Annotated in this window: 20 protein-coding genes and 1 pseudogene; 12 read left to right on the top strand and 9 right to left on the bottom strand. The window is 72.0% G+C overall.

Annotated elements, in window-relative coordinates:
* Positions 1-23: 23 nt before the first annotated feature.
* Together WME82_RS13230 and WME82_RS13225 are read left to right on the top strand one after the other, a co-directional pair.
* Entirely contained in the window at positions 24-1211 is a 1188-nt protein-coding gene (locus WME82_RS13230) for an FIST signal transduction protein (RefSeq protein WP_438043144.1), read from the top strand.
* 6 nt (positions 1212-1217) lie between these two features.
* Positions 1218-2201 carry an STAS domain-containing protein gene (locus tag WME82_RS13225; RefSeq protein WP_438043143.1) on the top strand — a complete coding sequence of 328 codons (984 nt, stop codon included), beginning with the start codon at positions 1218-1220 and terminating at the stop codon, positions 2199-2201.
* Positions 2202-2219: 18 nt separating this feature from the next.
* Here WME82_RS13225 and WME82_RS13220 read toward each other — a convergent pair whose 3' ends face one another.
* The 5 genes from WME82_RS13220 to WME82_RS13200 all read right to left on the bottom strand — a co-directional run bounded on the left by WME82_RS13220 (position 2220) and on the right by WME82_RS13200 (position 5830).
* The gene (locus WME82_RS13220) at positions 2220-2624 is read right to left on the bottom strand and encodes a hypothetical protein (RefSeq protein ID WP_438043142.1); all 405 of its coding nucleotides are present in this window, start codon (positions 2622-2624) and stop codon (positions 2220-2222) included.
* A gap of 224 nt (positions 2625-2848) precedes the next feature.
* Positions 2849-3667, bottom strand: coding sequence for an SRPBCC family protein (locus WME82_RS13215; RefSeq protein WP_438043141.1), 819 nt, complete (start codon positions 3665-3667; stop codon positions 2849-2851).
* A complete protein-coding gene (locus WME82_RS13210; RefSeq protein WP_438043140.1) occupies positions 3658-4272 on the bottom strand; it encodes an ArsR/SmtB family transcription factor in 615 nt (204 codons plus the stop codon). The genes WME82_RS13215 and WME82_RS13210 overlap by 10 nt, the downstream gene beginning before the upstream one ends.
* A 112-nt stretch (positions 4273-4384) precedes the next feature.
* Entirely contained in the window at positions 4385-5203 is an 819-nt protein-coding gene (locus WME82_RS13205; RefSeq protein ID WP_438043139.1) for an N-formylglutamate amidohydrolase, read from the bottom strand.
* 90 nt (positions 5204-5293) lie between these two features.
* Positions 5294-5830, bottom strand: a complete 537-nt coding sequence (locus WME82_RS13200; protein ID WP_438043138.1) for an RNA polymerase sigma factor — start codon at positions 5828-5830, stop codon at positions 5294-5296.
* 100 nt (positions 5831-5930) lie between these two features.
* Here WME82_RS13200 and WME82_RS13195 point away from each other — a divergent pair, with 100 nt between their 5' ends.
* Positions 5931-6299 (top strand): thioredoxin family protein, encoded by a 369-nt coding sequence (locus tag WME82_RS13195; RefSeq protein WP_438043137.1) that lies wholly within the window; start codon positions 5931-5933, stop codon positions 6297-6299.
* Positions 6300-6399: 100 nt separating this feature from the next.
* Here WME82_RS13195 and WME82_RS13190 read toward each other — a convergent pair whose 3' ends face one another.
* The gene (locus tag WME82_RS13190; protein WP_437745781.1) at positions 6400-6747 is read right to left on the bottom strand and encodes a hypothetical protein; all 348 of its coding nucleotides are present in this window, start codon (positions 6745-6747) and stop codon (positions 6400-6402) included.
* Between the two features lie 240 nt (positions 6748-6987).
* On the opposite strand from WME82_RS13190, the gene rarD reads away from it, so the two are divergent.
* From rarD to WME82_RS13175, 3 genes and pseudogenes are all read left to right on the top strand, one after another.
* Entirely contained in the window at positions 6988-8010 is a 1023-nt protein-coding gene (rarD, locus tag WME82_RS13185; protein WP_438043136.1) for an EamA family transporter RarD, read from the top strand.
* Positions 8011-8195: 185 nt separating this feature from the next.
* Positions 8196-8258 (top strand): annotated as a pseudogene (locus WME82_RS13180) (hypothetical protein); the annotation flags it as partial.
* A gap of 301 nt (positions 8259-8559) precedes the next feature.
* Positions 8560-9723, top strand: coding sequence for a lysylphosphatidylglycerol synthase domain-containing protein (locus WME82_RS13175; RefSeq protein ID WP_438043135.1), 1164 nt, complete (start codon positions 8560-8562; stop codon positions 9721-9723).
* 49 nt (positions 9724-9772) lie between these two features.
* On the opposite strand, the gene WME82_RS13170 is transcribed toward WME82_RS13175, so the two are convergent.
* Entirely contained in the window at positions 9773-10612 is an 840-nt protein-coding gene (locus tag WME82_RS13170) for a Uma2 family endonuclease (RefSeq protein ID WP_438043134.1), read from the bottom strand.
* Positions 10613-11142: 530 nt separating this feature from the next.
* Here WME82_RS13170 and pepN point away from each other — a divergent pair.
* A complete protein-coding gene (gene pepN, locus WME82_RS13165; protein WP_438043133.1) occupies positions 11143-13758 on the top strand; it encodes an aminopeptidase N in 2616 nt (871 codons plus the stop codon).
* A 35-nt stretch (positions 13759-13793) separates the two neighbouring features.
* Positions 13794-14441, top strand: coding sequence for a class I SAM-dependent methyltransferase (locus WME82_RS13160; RefSeq protein WP_438043132.1), 648 nt, complete (start codon positions 13794-13796; stop codon positions 14439-14441).
* Between the two features lie 90 nt (positions 14442-14531).
* On the opposite strand, the gene WME82_RS13155 is transcribed toward WME82_RS13160, so the two are convergent.
* Positions 14532-14678 (bottom strand): hypothetical protein, encoded by a 147-nt coding sequence (locus WME82_RS13155; RefSeq protein WP_438043131.1) that lies wholly within the window; start codon positions 14676-14678, stop codon positions 14532-14534.
* Between the two features lie 375 nt (positions 14679-15053).
* Between WME82_RS13155 and WME82_RS13150 the strand changes: the two genes are divergently transcribed.
* The 4 genes from WME82_RS13150 to WME82_RS13135 all read left to right on the top strand — a co-directional run bounded on the left by WME82_RS13150 (position 15054) and on the right by WME82_RS13135 (position 18470).
* A complete protein-coding gene (locus WME82_RS13150) occupies positions 15054-15578 on the top strand; it encodes a hypothetical protein (RefSeq protein ID WP_438043130.1) in 525 nt (174 codons plus the stop codon).
* Positions 15579-15664: 86 nt separating this feature from the next.
* Positions 15665-16627, top strand: coding sequence for a tyrosinase family protein (locus tag WME82_RS13145; protein WP_438043129.1), 963 nt, complete (start codon positions 15665-15667; stop codon positions 16625-16627).
* A gap of 12 nt (positions 16628-16639) precedes the next feature.
* Positions 16640-18025 carry an IS4 family transposase gene (locus WME82_RS13140; RefSeq protein ID WP_438043128.1) on the top strand — a complete coding sequence of 462 codons (1386 nt, stop codon included), beginning with the start codon at positions 16640-16642 and terminating at the stop codon, positions 18023-18025.
* A gap of 28 nt (positions 18026-18053) precedes the next feature.
* Positions 18054-18470 (top strand): hypothetical protein, encoded by a 417-nt coding sequence (locus WME82_RS13135; protein ID WP_438043127.1) that lies wholly within the window; start codon positions 18054-18056, stop codon positions 18468-18470.
* Positions 18471-18791: 321 nt separating this feature from the next.
* On the opposite strand, the gene WME82_RS13130 is transcribed toward WME82_RS13135, so the two are convergent.
* Positions 18792-19232 carry a CBS domain-containing protein gene (locus tag WME82_RS13130; protein ID WP_437870939.1) on the bottom strand — a complete coding sequence of 147 codons (441 nt, stop codon included), beginning with the start codon at positions 19230-19232 and terminating at the stop codon, positions 18792-18794.
* Between the last annotated feature and the right edge of the window lie 95 nt (positions 19233-19327).

Here is a 19327-nt window from a genome sequence, read left to right as displayed (position 1 = left end):
GCGGGCACGGGAGGGCCGCGGGGATGAAGATCGCCACGTCGTCGTCGACCGCTGCGGGGGCGAGCGCCGCGTTCGCCGAGGCCATGTCGGCGCTGCGCGCGGGCCTCGGCGCGGAGCCAGATCACGTCTTCCTGAGCTACACGGCCTCCTATGACGTCGACGAGCTCGCGCGCGCCACCGCGGTGCTGCCGCCGTCGGTTCGCGTCCACGGATCGAGCTCGTGCCAGTCGGTCATGACCGCCGCCGGCGTTCATGGCGCCCCCGGCCCCGGCCTCGCCCTGCTCGGGGTCGCCGACGCGCAGGGCGCCTATGGCGTCGCGGCCGAGCGGATCGACGGCGCCCCGCGGGCCGCCGGCGCGCGCGCCGCGGCGCGCGCGATCGAGGACGCCGGGCGCTCCGGCGAGCTCCCGGCCCTGCTCTGGCTCAGCGTGCAGACCGGCGCGGAGGAGGACGTCCTGCTCGGCATCGAGGACGTCGTGGGCCCCAACGTGCCCGTGTTCGGCGGCTCCACCGCGGCGGACTCCATCGTCGGCAGGCAATCGCAGATGGAGCGCGGGCTGGCCCACGAGGGCGCGGCGCTGCTGACCGCCCTCTACCCGTCCGGGGAGATCTCCTATGCGTTCAGCAGCGGCTATGCCCCCACCGAGCACCGCTGTCGCGTGACCCGCGCCGAGGGCAGGCGCCTGCCCGAGATCGACGGGCTCCCGGCCGCAGAGGTCTACAACCGCTGGACCGAAGGCCTGATCTCCGCGCAGCTCGGCGGCGGGACGATCCTGGAGCACACGGCGCTCCACCCCCTCGGGCGGCCCTCGGGCTGGATCGGCAAGGTCCCCCAGTTCTTGCTCATCCACCCGGACACCGTGCAGGAGGACAACTCCATGACGCTCGGCGCCAACATCAACGAGGGCGACGAGCTCGTGCTCATGCAGGGATCGCGCGAGAGCGTGATCGGCCGGGTCCGCTCCGTGGTCGACGCCGCGCTGGGGGCCGCGCCGCCCTCCTTCCGCGCGCGGGGCGCGCTCGTGATCTTCTGCGCGGGGTGCATGCTCGCCGTGCGCGGCGAGCTCGATCGCGTCGTGCAGGGGGTGGCCGCGTCGCTCGGGGAGACGCCCTTCCTCGGCAGGTTCACCTTCGGCGAGCAGGGGTGCTTCACCCGGGGCAAGAACCGGCACGCGAACCTCTCCATCAGCGTCGTCCTGCTCGGAGACTGAGCTGTGATGGACGAGGCTGCCCACGAGACGATCGCCGAGCTTCGGCGCGCGCATGAGGAGGAGCGAGCGCTCCGGCTGGAGGCCGAAGGGCTGGCGGAGGTGCTCCTGCGCTTCACGGAGCCGGGCAGCTTCACGGAGACGCTGGCGCGCGTCGTCGAGGCGACCGCGCAGCGGCTCGGGGCCTCCGCCGGGCTCGTGATCGCGTTCGATGAGGGGGCGGACGGCCGCGCCCTCGTCGCGACCGATCCGGGCCTCTCGGCGACCGAATGGGAGGCCGGGCCCGCGTTCTCGCGCGCGCTCGAGGGCCGGCCGGTCGCCAGCTTCGACCTCCGCCAGCTCGCCGAGTGGCAGCGCCAGCCGGAGCCCGTGCTCGCGCGCTACGGCTCCGCGCTCCACGCGCCGCTCCACGCCGGCCCCCTGCGGTCGCTGCTCGTGCTCGTCCATCCGGACCGCGCCTTCTTCGACGCGCGCCACGTCAGCCTCGTGCGCCGCCTCCTGCCCGCGGCGGCGCAGGCGCTCGCGCGCGCCCGCGCCGAGGAGGAGCTCGCGCGGGCGCGCGACCTCGCGTACGAGCGGGAGATCACCGAGAAGCTGACGCTCATCGAGCACCAGCGCGCCGCGATCCGGGCGCTATCCATGCCCATCCTCGAGGTCTGGAGCCGGATCCTCTGCGTCCCCGTGATCGGCTTCGTCGACGAGGAGCGGTGCGCGCTCCTCATGGAGCGGCTCCTCGCCGCCGTGACGGCCAGGAGGGCGCGCGCCGTGGTCATCGATGTCACCGGGCTCGACCGGATGGAGGCGAGCGCGCTCGCGCTCTTCCTGCGCGTGGCGACGGCGGTGCGGCTGCTCGGCAGCACCTGCGTGCTCGCCGGCATCGGCCCGGACGTCGCCCGGGATCTCGTGCGGGAGGGCGTGGCGCGGGGCGACGTCGTGACGTACCGCCGCCTGCACGACGCGCTGAGGGAGCTGCTCCCGCCGTCGAGGCGGTGATCCGGTCGAGGACGCGGCTCAGGAGACCTTGCGCCGCGCCGAATCCCACCCGCGCCGCACGGCGCTCTTCGCCTCGTCCCAGGTGCGCCCGCTCTTGAGGTCGTTCCACTCCTCCTTGAGCTTGCTCTCGACCCGATCGTCCCAGTCGGTGTGATCGTTGTAATGGCTCGCCGCGCCCCAGCCGTAGCGCAGCCCCGGCTCGACCTGGTCCCAGTCGGTGTTCGGGGCGTAGCGCGGCGGGATCGGCTGCTTGCCGAGCGCCTGCTTCACCGTATCGCCGACGTCCTGGTTGAGCTCCTGCCCCTTGGTGCTGGTGAAGTCCGCCTTGGTCTGCTCCCAGTCGCGGCGCAGCGCCTCCTTCACGCGGTCCCAGCCGGACGTCTTGTGATCATCCCACCACCTCGGATTGACTGCATGGTTCATCGGTACCTCCATCGACTCCGTTGAACGAGCGCCGGCGCGAGGGCCGAGCGCTGCCATGAGCCTGGCGATACACGAACGGTGCCGCCCCGAGCCTTTGCCGGAAACCGATGGGAATCGAGCTGTTCGCAGCGATGTGCGCCGTCCCGGAGTGACGCTCTCCGCCGCCCCCGGCGGAGGCTCGCCTGCGTCAGGCCGTCACACGTGAGACAAGGTGCCTCGGAGGGTCAGCCGGGCGCGCGCACAGGAAAGCGCTCGGCCATCCACGCTTGCCACGCGGGCTCGTCGCGCGCCGCCGCGGCGGGCGCCCGGTCGCCGTACAGGTACAGCCGGATCGGCAGGAAGATCTGCCCGGCCATGGGAAGGGCGAACAGGTGGGCGATGCCCGGCGCCGGCTCCTCGAGCCGGAGGAGCAGCTCCGGGTGCTCGCTCGGGCCGACGCGCTCGACCACCCCGGCGAACGGCGGCACGCCGGCGGCGGAGCTCACCCGCTGGCCCTCCGCGGCGGAAGCGAGCCCGAGCGGGCCGATGAGCGCGCCCCATGTCGCGGCTCTGGGCTCGGATCCGGCGCCCATCAGCTGGAACGCCGCGCAGGGCTGCCCACGGAAATGGGCCAGATAGAGCCGAAGGATGCGGAAGAAGGCCGCCCAGCCGTGCATGTGACCCTCGAACTGGTTGTCCCAGTCGTCGGTGCTCGCGAACCAGCTGTGCACCACGCGCACGACGCACGTCCCGCCGGACCGCGCCTCCACGATCCACTCCGTGGCGACCTTGGGGCCGCCGGGTCCCATGTCCTCCGGAGCCTCGGCGGTGAACCGGCGAGGCGGCTCCCAGGCCGTGATGGTCGCGACCGAATCCATGCTCGTGCCCGGGCCGAAGTGAGAGACGGTCGTGCCGCCTTCGCGCTCCTCGAGCTCGCTCGGCACGAACCACGACGAGATCCCGGGACCGGTCGCGATGGCGCGCCACACCTCTTCGGGGCTGCCGGGGACCTCGACTTCGGCCTCGACGCTGCGACGGCCGGACGCGTCTTTTCTCACGGGCATGATGACTCCTTTCGTGGTGCTTCGTTCGGTGTGGGTGTGGGGTGAGCGACGATCACCAGGCGGTGCGATCGCCCGCCTGGCGCCTCGTCGTCGTGGTAGCGCGCGACGAGCGCCGTCACCGCGCGGGTGAGCTCGCCGGTGAAGGCGGCGCGCTCCGCCGGAGATCGGAAGCGGACCTCGGCGTCGATCGACAGCGACGCGAGGCGCTTGTCGGCCTCCCGCGAGCGCCGCAGGAGCTCGCTGACCTCGCGCACGACGCGCGCGCCCAGGGCGATGAGGTAGGTCGCGGAGAGGCGGTCCGAGGCGCGCTCCGGATCCACGGCGACAGGCCCGAGCGCGCCGGGCGACACGACGTAGGAAGCCGCGCTCGCGACCAGCAGGCGCTCCGTCAGCCCACCCCATTTGCGCGTCCCGGCCATGCGCACGAGCCCGTGCGCCTCGAGGGCGCGCAGGTGGTAGTTGATCTTCTGGCGCGCGATCCCGAGGCGCGTGGCCAGCGTCGCGGCGGACGCGGGCGCCGAGAGCTCCGAGAGCAGCCGGCTCCTGACAGGCTCGAGCGCTGCCGCTGCCGCGGCCGGATCCTCGATGACGTCGACGTCGAGCACACCGCCGTGGGTATCATTGACAATTTTTTTTGTCAATGACCGCAGGCCGTACTTTCCCCGCCACGGCGAGGGGCCCGATACCCGCGCCGTCGGGCCCCGAGCCCCGCCTTCGTCACCGACCGGCGGCGCCGTCCGGGGAGAGGGCGTTCAGGTCGACGCCGCTTGCCTCGATGGCCCGGTAGCTCGCCGCGAGGCGCTGGGCCCAGGCCTCCACGCCCTCGTCGCTCAGCAGGCCGTCCTGGCGGATCTCGAGGAGCACGCAGGGCAGGCCGCGGGCCTCGCCGTGCGTGGGGATCCCGTAGTCGCCGCCCTCGGTCACGCGGTAGGGCTCGTTGTCGCCGACGCAGAGCCCGGGCTCGCGCCGCAGCGCCTCGAGGAACGGCGCGGCGAGCCTGCGGTCGCGCCCGTAGAGGACGGCCGCGTGCCACGGCCGGTCCTGGCCGGGCATCGCGGGCGTGAAGCTGTGGACGCTGAGGATCGCCGTGCGCTTCCGGCGGTCCCGCCGCGCGTCGAGGAGCGCGGTGATCGCGCGGTGGTAGGGCCAGAAGCACGCGTCAGCCCGCGCGCGGGCCTCCGCGGCGTCGATGGCGTTGCCGGGGATGGGCACGCCGCAGCTGATCTCGGGGATGGACGTCGGCGAGCCCAGCGGCCGGTTGCAGTCGATGACGAGCCGCGAGTAGCCGGAGAGCACGAGCGGCGCGTCGAGGAGCGCGGACAGGCGGCGCGAGAGGGGCGCCGCGCCGATGTCCCAGCCGGTGTGCTCGCGGAGCGCCTCGTGCTGCCTGCCCAGCTCGGGGAGGCTCCTCGGAACCGCGTTGGACGCGTGGTCGCAGAGCAGGACCGCGCTGGAGCGGCCCTCGGGGTTCACCACCTCGAACGCGGGCGGCTCATCGGGCGCGAGGATGCGCAAGGCTGGAGAAGGAGGGCTCATGACGTCTCGCCCAAGACATAGCAGACACCGGCGCGCCCGCGCCGCGCGCGCTCTCGCGAGGGCGCGCGGCAGCACGCGCGGCGCGCTGGCTCAGTGCGGCGACGTCATGCACGCGCGCAGCGCGAGCTTCGCCCGGTGCAGGAGCACCGCGACGTGGCCGGCCGAGATGCCCAGCGCGCGCGCCACGTCCTCTCCGGGTTGCTCCTCGAGCATGCGCAGCGTCACGACGGCCTTCTGGATCTCGCAGAGCTCCTCGACGCACGCGCGCAGGCGGACGTGCTCCTCGGCGCGCGCGATCGCCTCGTCGGTCGCCGGGACGTCCCCCGCGGCCTCCGGGTGCGCGTCCACGTCGTCGTGCGGCCGGGCGCGGAAGTGACGGCGGCGCCGGTTGCGCGCGGCGTTCCGCACCGTCCCGGCGAGCACGCCCCCCCACGCGCCGACGTCCTCCGGGAGGGCGCCCCGCTGCGCGAGCGTGAGCAGCGTGCAGAGGCCCTCCTGCACGCAGTCGACCGCATCTTCTGGTGTCACCCCCTCCGCGCGCGCCAGCGCCGCGAGCGCCGAACGCTCGGAGCGCACAAGGTGCGACACATGGTTGAGGAGATCGTCCACGTCCTTGATGGCGCCCATGGTCCAGGAGGTCAGGTGTCGAGCCGCGCCCACATTACAACGGGCGAGGGCTGTAATGGATGCCGCCCTCGAGACCTGCCAGGGCATGGAGGTTCACGCCATGTCCATGAATCCTGTCCGCGAGATCGACGAGGCGAGCTTCGACGCCGAGGTGCTGGAGGCCGGGGTGCCCGTCCTCGTCGAGCTCACCGCGCAGTGGTGCCCGCCGTGCCGCGCGCTCGCGCCCATCCTGCACAAGCTGGCGGAGGAAGGCGCAGGGCGCCTGAAGGTGGTGGCGGTCGACGGCGATCGGTGCCCGGCGATCGCCCGCCGCCTCGGCATCCGCGCGTTCCCGACCGTCGTCGCGTTCGCCGGGGGCAAGGAGGTGGCTCGTCACGTGGGGCTGACCACGAAGGACAAGCTCCTCCGGCTGATCGAAGGGGGCGGGCTCCCCGGCGGTGCGGGGAGGGACCGAGCGCCCTCGCCGTGAGGGCGGCTCGATCGCGCGCCTCCGCGGGCAGGCGGCCGCGATCGGCCCGCGATCGGCGCGTGAAGGGGCTCGGGCGCGCCCGGCGCGATCCGCCTGTGGCTTACCGCCGTGGCCTTTCGGGCTGCCGGTGCGTACCGCGCTGCCTCTCGGCGGCGGGGAAGCTGACCTTGCGGGTCGTCGACTCGTCCCCGGAGACATCGAACGGCCCCACCGCCTGCGGGTCGCTGACCGGCCTGCCGTTGTCGTCGACGAGCGAGAGCGTCCCGACATAGTCGTCGGCGACGAGCTGCACGCTCGCGTCGAACCGCTCGCAAGGGACCACCTGCCGCGTGACCTCGTTGTTCTTCGTGTTGATGAGGACCAGCTCGACCGCGGTCGCGCCGCGCGCCTTGCACTGAGCGGCGTCGGTCTTGTCCTCGATGGACCACTGGACGGTCACGAACCCCATGTCTTCAGGCTGTGCGCCTCCTGGCTCCGTCTCGCCGGTCGTATTTTCCGTGCACGCGACCACCATCGCTGCACATAGCCCTGCCAGAGCGTAGACACTTCGCATACCTACCTCGCTGTGCTCGCTGCGGACTCCAGCGCCGCGCCCCGCACCCAGCAACGCGGATGCCATGCGGCCTCGCGGCGAGCCTGCGAGCCCGGCGCTCTCAGGCAGGGCTTGAAATGGCCGAGCAGGTTCGCCATGTTCGCCGTCCGATCGAACGCGAGCGGCGCCTCGCAGCAGCGGCGCCGGGCGGCGGGCGGCGTCGATCGACGCCGCCGAGGAAGCACGACCCCGATGCGCACGCCCGAAGATGCTCGCGACAGCCGCCAGGAGGCCGCGTGGGGCGTCGCCTACGGGATCGCGGCCTACAGCTCCTGGGGCGTCGTCCCCGTCTTCTGGAAGCAGCTCCGTCATGTCGGCGCGGTCGAGCTCCTGGCCCATCGCACCGTGTGGAGCCTGCTCTCGTTCGTGGCGCTCACGCTGGCCACAGGGCAGGGCCGCGCGCTCGGCGCTGCCCTGCGCGACCGGCGCGTCGTCGCGGCGATGGCGGTGACCGGCGCGCTCGTGTCGGCGAACTGGGTCCTCTTCATCTACGCCGTCGCGGTGGGGCGCGTGCTCGACGCCAGCCTCGGCTACTTCATCAACCCGCTGCTCAGCGTGCTCCTCGGCATGCTCTTCCTGCGCGAGCGGCTGCGGCCCGCCCAGTGGCTCGCGCTCGGCCTCGCCGCCTCGGGCGTCGTGTACCTGGCGGTGCGCGCCGGCTCGATCCCCTGGATCGCCCTGGGCCTGGCGAGCACGTTCGGGGTGTACGGCCTGCTGCGGAAGGTCGCCGCCGTCGGCTCGCTCCCCGGCTCCACCCTGGAGACGTCGTTCATCGCCCCGCTCGGCGCGGCCTACCTGGCCGCCCTCCACGTCGAGGGCGCCGGCGCCGCGGGCCGCACCGATCTGCGGACCCACCTCCTCCTCGCCGCGACGGGCATCATCACGGCCCTGCCGCTCGTCTGGTTCACGAACGCGGCGCGCCGCCTGTCGCTGACCACCGTCGGCTTCCTCCAGTACCTCGCGCCGAGCGGCCAGTTCCTGCTGGCCGTGCTGGTCTATGACGAGCCGTTCACCACGGCCCAGGCCGTGAGCTTCGCCTGCATCTGGACGGGGCTCGCGGTGTTCAGCGTCGACGCCGTGCTTCGCGCGCGCCGTTCGGGGAGGACGACCGCGTCCTGAGCGCGCCGGAGGCGAGGCAGGAGGAAATTGAACCGCCGAATGAGCTCCGAAGAGACCGCACCGGCATCTACCAGCGGCAGTATATCGAGTCGGCCCGCCGCTTTCCCGACGTCCCGCCGCTCAGCGCGCGGTAGATCGAGGCGCTCGACCTGTTCGATGCCCTCGCCAACGACCCCGCGCTCCACATGACCATGGAGCTCCGCCCGGGCGACATCCAGCTCGTGCACAACCCCACGCTGCTCCACGATCGCACGGCCTTCGAGGACTGGCCCGACCCGGATCGCAAGCGGCACCTGCTCCGCCTCTGGCTCGCTCCGCCCGGGGCGCGGCCGCTGCCGCCGGTGTTCCGCGAGCGCTACGGCGCGCTGACCCCCGGCGACCGCGGGGCATCGTCGTACCCGGCACGCGGCTCCACGCCCCGCTCGATCCGGCGTGAGCGGCCGCGCCCGCGAGCACCGGGGCGCTCACCGTTGCTCGTCCGTAGGTGTCCCCACGTGAGCTCCTGCTCGCCGAGAAGCTCGAAGCCTCACCGCCGCGTGCGCGCGCTGCATGCCCATGGCGCGTGCGCTCCGCGAGGCAGCTCACCGCCGCGTGCGCACGCCGCACCCACACGGCGCCGGCACGCTCCTCGCAGCACATCCCCTTCCCATGGCTCCCTTGCCTCCGGCCCGAGCGGCAGCGGAATGCGCCGGCAGCGATTCCAGTCCCGCGCCCGGCGGCGAGGCGCGCGTCCCGGCCGCTCCGCCCGCCGCCCCGGACGCGCCCGCCGCCCGCCGCGCGCGGCGAAAGGCCCTGCTCCACGCGGCGCTCGGCGGCCTCGGCCTGGCCGCGCTGGCCGCGCTAATCCGCCACGTCGGCGCGGCGGAAATGCTCGCCGCGGTGACCCGCGCCGCGCCGTTCGTGCCTTTCCTGATCGCGCTGGAGGCGGCGCGCATCGGGTGCGAGGCGCTCGCGACCGGCGTGCTCTGCGCGCCGCGGCGCGTCCCGGCCGCGGAGCTCCTTCGCATCCACGTCGTCACCTACCCTGTCATCACGCTGATGCCGGCCGGCCGCCCCGCGGGCGAGGCGGTCAAGGCCGCGCTGCTCTCCCCCCACGTCGGCGCCGCGCGCGCGGCCGCGATCGCCACGGCGAACCAGTCGCTCGCGCTCCTGTCCTCGGCCCCGCTGTCGCTCCTCGCGGCCATCGCCCTCTTCCACATCGGCGGCGCCTCTCCGCTCGCCCTCGGCGTGCTCGCGCACGCCGCCGTCCTGGTCGCGAGCGGCCTCGGCGTCGCCTTCGCCGCGCGGCAGCGCGCCGCCTCGGCGTGGATCACCCGGCGGTTCGCCCGCGCCGGCCAGCTCGCCACCGCCTTCCAGGAGGCCGTCCTCGAGCGCCCGCCCGTCCCGGCCTGGCCGTTCGCCGCCTGCCTCGCGGGCCGCGCGCTCCAGGCGGTGCAGTACGGCCTGCTGCTCGCCGTCGTCGGCGCCGAGAGCGGCCCCCTCCGCGCGCTCGCCGCGTACGGCGTGGGCGCCGCCGGCACGGCCGCCGGCGACCTCATCCCGGGCCAGATCGGCGCCACCGACGGGGCGTTCACGCTCGCCGCCTCGCTGCTCGGCCTCACCGCGAGCTCCGCCGTCGCGATCTCGCTGCTCGTCCACCTCCTCCAGGCGGCCTTCGCGCTCGCGGGGATCGCCGTCGCGCTCGTGTGGCGCCGCAGCCCTCCGGCGCCCTGAGCCGAGCTCGGCTGGGACCAGGGGAGTCGCTCACGCCTCCGGCGTGCGCTCAGCCGCGCTCGCGCTTGATGCGCTCCAGCTCCGCCAGGGCCTCGGCCAGCCGCCGCTCGGCCTCGTCGGCGCGCAGCCGCTCCGCATCGAGGCGGCGCCGCTCTTCGTCGAGGCGGCGCCGCTCTTCGTCGAGGCTCGTCTCGGTCTCCTCGATGCGCGCCTCGAGGTCGCCCACCATCGAGCCGAGCCGGGCGAGCAGCTCGTGCGTCTCCGGCAGCGGCGCCAGCCCGTGGAAGAAGCGCAGCCGGTCTCCCTCCAGGCTCAGGTCGAGATCGAGCACCGTGCTCGCGAGCCGGCCCTCCTGCGGGACGATCGGCTGGTACCGCGCGCTGCCCTCGGCGAGCCGGAAGCCGCGCAGCCGCCTTCGCCTGCGGTCGAAGACGAAGTACTCGGAGATGCCCAGCGACGCGTAGCGGGTGACGTTGTCCTCGAGGTCCTTCTTGCTCTTCCCGCGCCAGAGGATCTCCAGCGCGAAGTCGATCCCCTTGCCCTCGGCGCTCACCGACCAGTGGGCGCGCTCCTTCACCTCGACGTCGAGCACCGCGATGACGTCGGGAGCGAACATCCGCTCGGCCGGGTAGTACACCGGCAGCTCGCATGCGAGGTACACGCGCCGGCCGATGCGCTGGAAGTACCCGCCCAGCGCGTCCCTGGCCGCCACCTTCGGGTTGAAGTGGAAGTCGCCCTCGGGAGGGCACGCCTCGGAGATCTCGAACTCCGACGGGAGCGTGTCGAGGACGCGCTGGCGCTCCTCCGGCGTCATGCGGTCCCAGAGCTCCTGCGGAGGGGCCCGCGGATCGTCGGGGTCGATCACCCAGGACGTCGGCGCGCGCTGCATGATCCGAGCATAGCGAGCCCGCGCAGGCGGAACCACGGCACACGCACGGCATCGACCCCTCAGGGGAGCTCCAGGCCAAGGGACGCTTCCAGGCCACGCCGAGCCGCGCTGCGCTCCCCCGCTCGCGCTTCTTTACGCCCGGGGGGATCCGGCACCCCGCGCGCGCTCTGCTCTGCGGTCCGGAGGGGCGCGGCACCCCCTTCTGGCACAACGAGGAGGGTGAATGCTGGGTTGTTGGCACAGAATTTCGCCGAAAACGCGTTCTCCGGCACAAATTTGCCCCGAAAATCGCTCGACCCAGCGTTTTCGAGAGGGGTCCGGACCCCGGTGTGTCGCCCGTGCAGGACGGCTCACTTGCCCGGTCGTCCGCTCCCTCGCCCGGCCGCCTGGCAGGCGCCTGCTCGTGCGCCTTGCGGCCACGCGGCAGCGGCAGCCGGACGCGCGGCGCGGCGGTCGCCCGACGGCGCAGCGACCGCGACCGCGGCAGATCGCTGGCCACCCTCCGGCGGTTCGTCCTACGGTGTGCAGTCATGACGGAGACGACGGGCGGCCCTGGACGGGACGTGCTCACCCAGAAGGAGGCCGAGGAGCGCGCCGCGCGCATCGGCAACGCGCGCTACGAGCTCTCCCTCGACCTCTCGCGCGGCGCCCGCGGCTACCGCGGCGAGGCGATCGCCTACTTCGACGTCCGCGGCCGCGGCGACACCTTCATCGACTTCCGCGGCCGGCGCATCGAGCGGCTCGAGATCAACGGCGTCGAGGTCGAGCCCGCGTGGTCCGACTGCCGCATCCTCCTCCCGGGGAAGCTGCTCGACCCGGAGACGCGCGTGCGCGTCGTCTACGAGAACGACTACGATCACACGGGCGACGGCTTCCATCACTTCCGCGACCCGGAGGACGGCGAGGACTATCTCTACTCGGACCTCGAGCCGTTCAGCGCGCACCGCGTGTTCCCCTGCTTCGATCAGCCGGACATCAAGGCGAGCTACCGGCTCTCCGTCACCGCGCCCGAGGACTGGGAGGTCATCGGCAACGCCCGCGTCACCCGCACGTTCGGCGCGGGCCTCGGGCGCACGACGCGGGTGTTCGAGGAGACGACCCGGTTCAGCACGTACATCTTCGCGCTGATCGCCGGCCCGTACAGCGGCGTCCGCGACGAGCACCGCGGCATCCCCCTCGGCCTCTACTGCCGCAGGTCGCTCGCGAGGCACCTCGACGCCGAGGAGCTCTTCGCGATCACGAAGCAGGGCTTCGACTTCTACCCGGAGTTCTTCGACTACCCCTACCCCTTCACCAAGTACGATCAGGTCTTCGTCCCGGAGTTCAACGCCGGCGCCATGGAGAACGTCGGCGCCGTGACCCACAGCGAGCGCATGATCTTCCGGGACCCGCCGACGGACCACCAGCGCCTCACGCGCGCGGAGGTGCTCCTCCACGAGATGGCCCACATGTGGTTCGGCAACCTCGTGACCATGCGGTGGTGGAACGATCTCTGGCTGAACGAGAGCTTCGCCACGTACATGGCCTTCCTCGCGATGGAACAGGCGACCCGGTTCCAGCCGGCCGTGTGGAAGGCGTTCAACGTCATGAAGAGCTGGGCCTACCGGCAGGACCAGCTCGTGACGACGCACCCCATCGCCGGGGAGCTCGCCGACACGGAGCACACGTTCCTGAACTTCGATGGCATCACGTACGGCAAGGGCGCCGCCGCGATGAAGCAGCTCGTCGCGGCGATCGGCCTCCCTGCCTTCCGCGAGGGGATGCGCCGGTACTTCAAGCGCTACCAGTACGGCAACGCGACGCTGCGCGAGTTCCTGTCCGCGCTGGAGGAGGGCTCCGGCCGCGACCTCGGCGCGTGGTCGCGCCTCTGGCTCGAGCAGGCGTCCCTCAACACGCTGACGGCCGAGTGGGAGCCCGAGGGCGACCGCATCGGCCGGCTCCGCGTCCTGCAGACGGCGCCCGCCGACTACCCGACCCTCCGGCCGCACCGCATCGACGTCGCGCTCGCGCGCGAGGAGGACGGCGCGCTCGTCGTCGACTCGGTGCCCGCGGAGATCGACGGCGCGGCGACCGAGGTCGCCGCCGCGCGGGGGCAGCGGGCGCCGCTCCTCGTGTTCCCCAACCACAACGACCTCACGTTCGCGAAGATCGCGCTCGACCCGGCCTCGCTCGCGTTCGTGCGCGAGCACATGGGCCGCGTGGACGATCCGCTCCTGCGCCAGCTGCTCTGGTCGTCGCTCTGGAGCATGGTGCGCGACCAGAAGCTCGCCTCCCCCGCGTACCTCGCGCTGGTGAGGGACAAGCTGCCCGCCGAGCCGGACCTCTCGCTCGTCGACCCGGTGCTCACGAACGCGGTGACGGCGCTCGCGCGCTACGTGCCGGATCCCCTGCGCGAGGCCGAGGCGAGCGCGTTCACCGGCCTCGCCCTCGCGGCCCTGCGGTCGGCCCCCCGCGGCGACGCGCAGATCGTGTGGGCGCGGGCGCTCTTCAACGCGGCGTACTCCGCGCCGGATCTCGCGCTGGCCGCGCGCCTCGTGGACGGCGAGATCGAGGTGGACGGCCTCGCGATCGACCAGGAGATGCGCTGGACGGTCGCCGTGAAGTGGATCGCGCGCGGCATGAAGGGCGCGGAGGAGCGGCTCGCGGCCGAGCGCGAGCGCGACCCGTCGGACCGCGGCCAGCGCGCCGCGCTGCGCGCCGAGACGGCGCGCCCGGATCCGGCGGTGAAGGCCGCGGCGTGGGCGCGCTTCCACGAGGACGGGTACGGCTCGCTGCACCTCACCAGCGCGGCGATGTCGGGCTTCAACTGGTCGTTCCAGCGCGCGCTGCTCGAGCCGTACGCGCAGGCGTTCTTCGAGCGGGTGCAGCAGGTCTTCGAGACGCGGACGCACGAGCTCGCGTCCGCGTATTTCACGCATCTGTTCCCCTCGTACCGCGTCGATCGGGACCTCGTCGCCCGCGCGGAGGCGCGGACCGCGGCGCTCGGGCGGGCCCCGGACGGCGCACCGGCGGCGCCGCGGCTGCCGATGCTGGTCCGGATGCTCCGCGAGGCGAGCGACGACCTCGTGCGGGCGCTCGCCTGCCGGGAGCTGGCGGCTGCGAGCGCCGAGGGGCACCGCCCGGGGGGCGGGGACACCCCCGGCTGAGCGAGGAACCAGGGAGAGCGGCGCTCGAGGCGACGATGATCGTGCAGCTCGGGAAGACGTCCCACACGTGGACGCGCGCGGACCTCGAGGCGAAGCTCGCCGGCCACGCCCGTGTCCTCATCGACGTCGGCACAGGCGACGGCCGCTTCGTGTACCGCTCGGCCGGCGCCCACGCCGACACGTACTGCATCGGCATCGACCCCGCGGGGGAGCGGATGCGCGAGGTGTCATGGCGCGCCAGCCGCAAGGTCACCCGGGGCGGCCGGCCGAACGCGCTCTTCGTCGTCGCGTCCGTGCAGGCGCTGCCCGAGGAGCTCACCGGGCTCGCCCACACCCTCACCCTCAATTTCCCCTGGGCCTCGCTGCTCTCGGCCCTCGTGCTGCCCGAGGCGCCGGTGCTCGAGGCGCTGCGCCGGCTCGTCCGACCGGGCGGGGAGCTCATCGCGCTGCTCAACCAGAGCGTCTTCGACGACCGGCCCTACGCGGCGCGGCTCGGGCTCCCCGAGCTCTCGGACGCGTGGGTCGATGACACGCTGCGCCCCGCCTACCGCGCGGCGGGCTTCGAGATCCGGGCGAGCGAGCTCGTCGAGGGGGACATGCCGCACCAGACCAGCTGGGGACAGCACCTCACGCTCGCCTCGGGCCGGAGGACGCGCCTACTCACGGCCGAGGCGATCGGCTGAGCTCGTCGGTCGACCAGGCCAGTTCCGTGCGCCAGCGATCCCTGGCGGGGCTGCTCCGCGGCGGCGAACCGTGGACGCCGGCGCCCGTGGTCACTGCGGTGCTGCGATCGTGATCGAGGGGTCGAACCAGTAGTTACCGATATATTCTCCGCCGATCGCGCAATAGAACTCGAGGCCGTACTGGAGCGTGCCCGGAGTGGCGAGCGCCGGAACAAGGATGTACGGGTTGCGCTTCACCGGCGAAGTCAGGCTGGCGTCATGGCGTGTGACCAGGTAACTGGTGTTGTCATTCTCCGGCGCCCACGGAGAGTTCGAACCGGCGACATAGTCGCAACCATACGAATTGACGCGAGTGTCCCGGAAGCTGATGTCTCCGATGACCGCATCCCGCCGGTGAGGTCACCGAGGTTAATCGGGCTTTGATCCCAGCTCATCGCGACGAACCCCACCGGGGCGCGAGCCACACCGATGTTGGAGTTCGAGTCCTGGACGTAGATGAGGACCTCCTCGTTGAAGTACACAGTCACGGGAGTGTCCCTGCTCTGGTTGGTGTAGGTGCTGGGGTCGTCTCCTCTCCCGTACTTGAGAGGAGGGTGCGGGCCCGGATAATTGTTGGGATTACCGAACTGCCTCACGGACTCCTCGCCCCCGGGGTGCACCTGCGGGTGCGCTGCTCCTTCGCCGCGCTCGGCCGGCGTCTCCACGCTGGCCAAGCGCGCCGGCCGGCACCTCCCGCTCTTACCCGCCATCGCGCTGGTGCTGCTCCCGAAGTGCCCGTTGTGCGTGGCGGCCTATCTCGGGATCCTGGGCTCGCTGGGCGCCAGCGCCTGGCTGCGCGACGCATGGGGGCTGCCGCTCGGCGCAGGGCTGCTCGCCTTCGCGCTCGGCGCGCTCGTGCAGCGCGCGCTGGCGAGCCAGGACTACCGCCCCATGCTTGCAGGCCTCGCGGGCGCGTCGGCCCTGCTCGGGGGCAAGTTCGTGCTCGACGCGCCGCCTCTCCTCTGCGCGGGCGCTTTGCTCCTCATCGGCGCCTCGCTCTGGAGCGTACGCCTCGCCTCCCGGAGGACGGGGCCGTCCCCCTCGCAAGACCGTGCGGCGAAGGGAGCGCAGGGCTCGTCGCTGCCCTCGCCGCCGTGAAGCACGGAGCGCGCGGAGAGCCCCGCGCCGCCCTGAGACCGTACAGGTCAGGCTCGCTCTGACAGACGAAAAGGAAACGCGCTGACATGACCCCAGGGATACGGCGGTCCCTCTATGTCCTCCAGCAAGAATACGCGGAGGGCAACACGAGACCCCTTGAAGACGTGCTCTATGCCTGGAGGGGCATCCAGCGGCTCGACCCACATGAATGGAACTCGTTCTTCGCCTTGGGGGACCCGCTGCGGTCGTTCACCCTGCCCATCTCGGTCTCCGACAACTACTGGGGGGACCAGAACGCAAACGCCGACGAGGCGCACCCGTACTACAAGCGGGCCGGCTACACGACGGTGCGGTACCCGCTCTCGGGGCTGGTGGGCAACTTCGGGGACTCCGAACTGACGTACGCCCACAACCAGAAGTATCCCGACCAGAACACGAACGACACGCTGCTCAATAACAACATCATGGCTTGGCTGAACGGCCCCGAGCCCACGGACCCACCTCCTCCCGAGGGCGCCAACCTCTACGCGTCGTACAGGGCGTGTCTATTCGCGCCGAACTACGCGGTCTTCTCCAACACGACCTCGGCGGCCGCCTGGAACGCGGATATCCCCCCCGATCAGCCCATGGTGGTGTCGGTGGAGGAGCCCCACAACGACCTCCACCTGGCCGTCGGCGGGTTCGACGCGCCGCAGATAGCTGCTGGCAGCATGGGGCTGGTCAGCGGCTCGAACGGGGACATGGGAGAGAACAACACGTCCTCCTTCGATCCGATCTTCTTTTTTCACCACTGCAACATCGACCGCATGTTCTGGCTCTGGCAGAAGCTGCATGGCCAAACCACGACGCTCGAAGTCTCCGACGACATGACAGACTACCCGGGCACCAGCTCGAATGACCTGCAAGGGCCGACCCCCGGCGTCCCGCCCGGCACTCAGCTGACCCTCGACGGAACCGCGCTCAAGCCGTTCAAGAACCCGCGCACGAGCAAGCCCTACGTCAGCCTCAGGATCCTACACATCTCGCTTGATGTGTGCTGGGCGACGTGATCAAAGCTGCGGATGGGTTCACCTGCAGCAGAGCACGCAGCGGCACTCGCCGAGGAGATGAGCGACGCGCACTTCGGCGATGCGCGGCTTTCGAAGCGCCAGACCAAGCTGGTGCAGAAGCTGGCGCAGGCGCCGGACAAGAGCTTCCCCTCGCTGCTGTCCGACAGCGAGCTGGAGGCGGCGTACCGTTTCTTCGGCAACGACGCCGTCACGCCCGCGGCGATTCTGGCGCCGCATGTGCGCGCCACCCTCGCGCGCATGGAGGCCGAGCCGGTCGTGCTCGCCATCCATGACACCACGACCCTCTCCTTCCGCTCGGACGGCCAGCGGCAGGGGCTCGGACGGCTGCGCTCCTCGGGGCAGACGTTCTTCGCCCACTTCACGCTGGCGGTCAGCGGCGATGGAACGCGCCGCCCGCTCGGCGTGCTCGATCTGAGCACGCACGTGCGCGACGACGGCACGACGGACAACGAGCACGACCGCTGGGGAGAGCAGGTGGAGCGAGTCGCGGCCTTGGGCGCTGCTCCGCACGATGTGGTGCATGTCATGGACCGCGAAGGCGACGACTACGGCCTGTTCGCGCAGCTGTTGAGCGCCCGGCATCGGTTCGTGATTCGGCTCGCGCACAATCGCCTCGTCGAGGCTGACGCCCTCGGAGAGGAGGCCAAGCTCGAGCAGGCGCTCGCGCATGTTCAAGCGGTGGCCGTACGCGAGGTAGAGCTTTCGCCGCGGCCGGCGGGCAATCGCAGCCCTCAACAGAAACGGCTGCATCCTCCGCGCGCAGGACGCTTGGCCAAGCTCGCCCTTGGAAGCACGCGCGTGACGCTGCGGCGACCGAGATCCCAGCCGCGCGAGCTGCCTGCGACGCTCTCGTTGCGGGTCGTACGCGTCTGGGAGATCGAGCCGCCGCCGGGCGAAGCGCCGGTCGAGTGGGTGCTGCTCACGAGCGAGTCGGTCGAGTCCGTCGAGCAGCTGACGCAGCTGGTCGACTGGTACCGGGCGCGCTGGATGGTGGAGGAGTTCTTCAAGGCCCTGAAGACCGGATGCGCCTACGAGAAGCGCCAGATCGAGGACCTGCACGGCTTGCGCAACGTGCTGGCGCTCTTCGCGCCCATCGCCTGGCAGCTATTGCTGCTGCGCAGCGAGGCTCGGCGCGCTCCGGAGCAGCCCGCGACCGCCGTGCTCACGCCTACCCAGCTCGAGGTGCTGCGGGTCTTCGCGCGCAAGCCCCTGCCCGAGAACGCCACGGCCCGCGATGCCTTCCTGGCAATCGCCGGGCTCGGCGGACACCTCCGGCGAAACGGCGAGCCCGGCTGGCAGACCTTGGGCCGTGGCTACGAGCAGCTCCTCACCCTCGTCCAGGGCTGGAGCGCTGCGAGGGAGGTGGGGAAAATATGATCAATCCTGAGACGTCAGCACGGCCTGCGTGGACATCGAGAACCAGCTCGGCTACACGTATGGACCGGGCTCATTCGACGATCTATCGATCGATGACCAGCCCAGCGCGGCGGCGGTAGAGCCCGGGTTCAGCGCCAGGAAGCTCATGGTCAGGGGCATCGATCGCGCCCTGTTCCAGGGGTCGTTCCTGCTGACGGCGCACGCGACCGTCCCGGACGACGGCGGCAAGACCAAGGAATACTGCCTGGGCTATCACTCTGTCTTGAGCCGCTATAGCGTGAGCAGCTGCGCGAACTGCCGCGCTCACCTGGAGGTCATCGCCCACTTCTCCCTGAAAAACATGCCGGAGGACGAGGTCGATCGCGCCATCTTCACCGTGAAGGTTCACCATCGCGGGTCGGTGCTGCCTGCCGGCTTGAAGACCGTTCTCAAGGTCCGCGGCTGACGGCCGGCGCCGGCGCGCGTGGTGAGGATAGGCGCCTGGGCCTGCGTCAATCCGCGGTGCCCCTGCGTCGGCGATAGCCCGCCCGCGGCGCGACGGTGAGGGCGCGCTCGAGGCTGGACGATGGCGCTGCTCTGGCCGCCCGCCGGAAGTCTTGACCCGGGGCGGGCAGGCAGAGCGGGGGAAAGGCGCCGCGAGGCGCGCCGGCGGCGCCGCGGCGCGAGCGGCCGCCGCGGCGGGCGATGGCGCGGAGCGCGGGCGAACGCCGCAGGTTCGTCGCCCGCGCCGCGCGCCGCCGCGGCGCTCAGGCGAGCGCCCGGCGAGCTATCGCGTGCTCTCGTGCTGCACCGCCTCCCGCTCGGTCACCCGGCGGATGGTCTGCGCTGTGTGCCTGTCGTCCTCGCTCTGCGCGATATCCGACAGGCTGATGATGCCGACCAGGCGGCCGTCCGCCTCGGTGCACAGGACGCGCGACTTGTGGTGCTGCCCCATCAGCTGCTCCGCTCGCTGCACGTCGTCGTCGGGCCGGCACGCGACCACCCCGCGCGTCATGACGTCGCCCGCCTTCGTGTTCAGCGGCCGGTTGTGAGCCAGCACCCGGATGGCGAGGTCGCGGTCCGTCAGCGCCCCGAGCACCCTCCCGGCGCTGTCGCAGACAGGAAGGAAGCCGATGTTCGCGTCGCGCATCTTGCACGCGGCCGTCTGGATGGTGTCGTCGGCCAGGACGCTCTGGATGTCTTGCTTCATGATCTCCTTGCACAGCATGGTTCCCTCCTTCGGTTCCGTTGCAGCGCTCGGCAGCGTCACCGCGCACAAAAGGACCTTAGGGGACCATCGCGGGCGAGGGATGGAGCATCATG

Source organism: Sorangium sp. So ce128 (assembly GCF_051525245.1).
GTDB lineage: Bacteria > Myxococcota_A > Polyangia > Polyangiales > Polyangiaceae > Sorangium > Sorangium cellulosum_B.
This window is presented reverse-complemented; position numbering and strand designations above follow the sequence as displayed.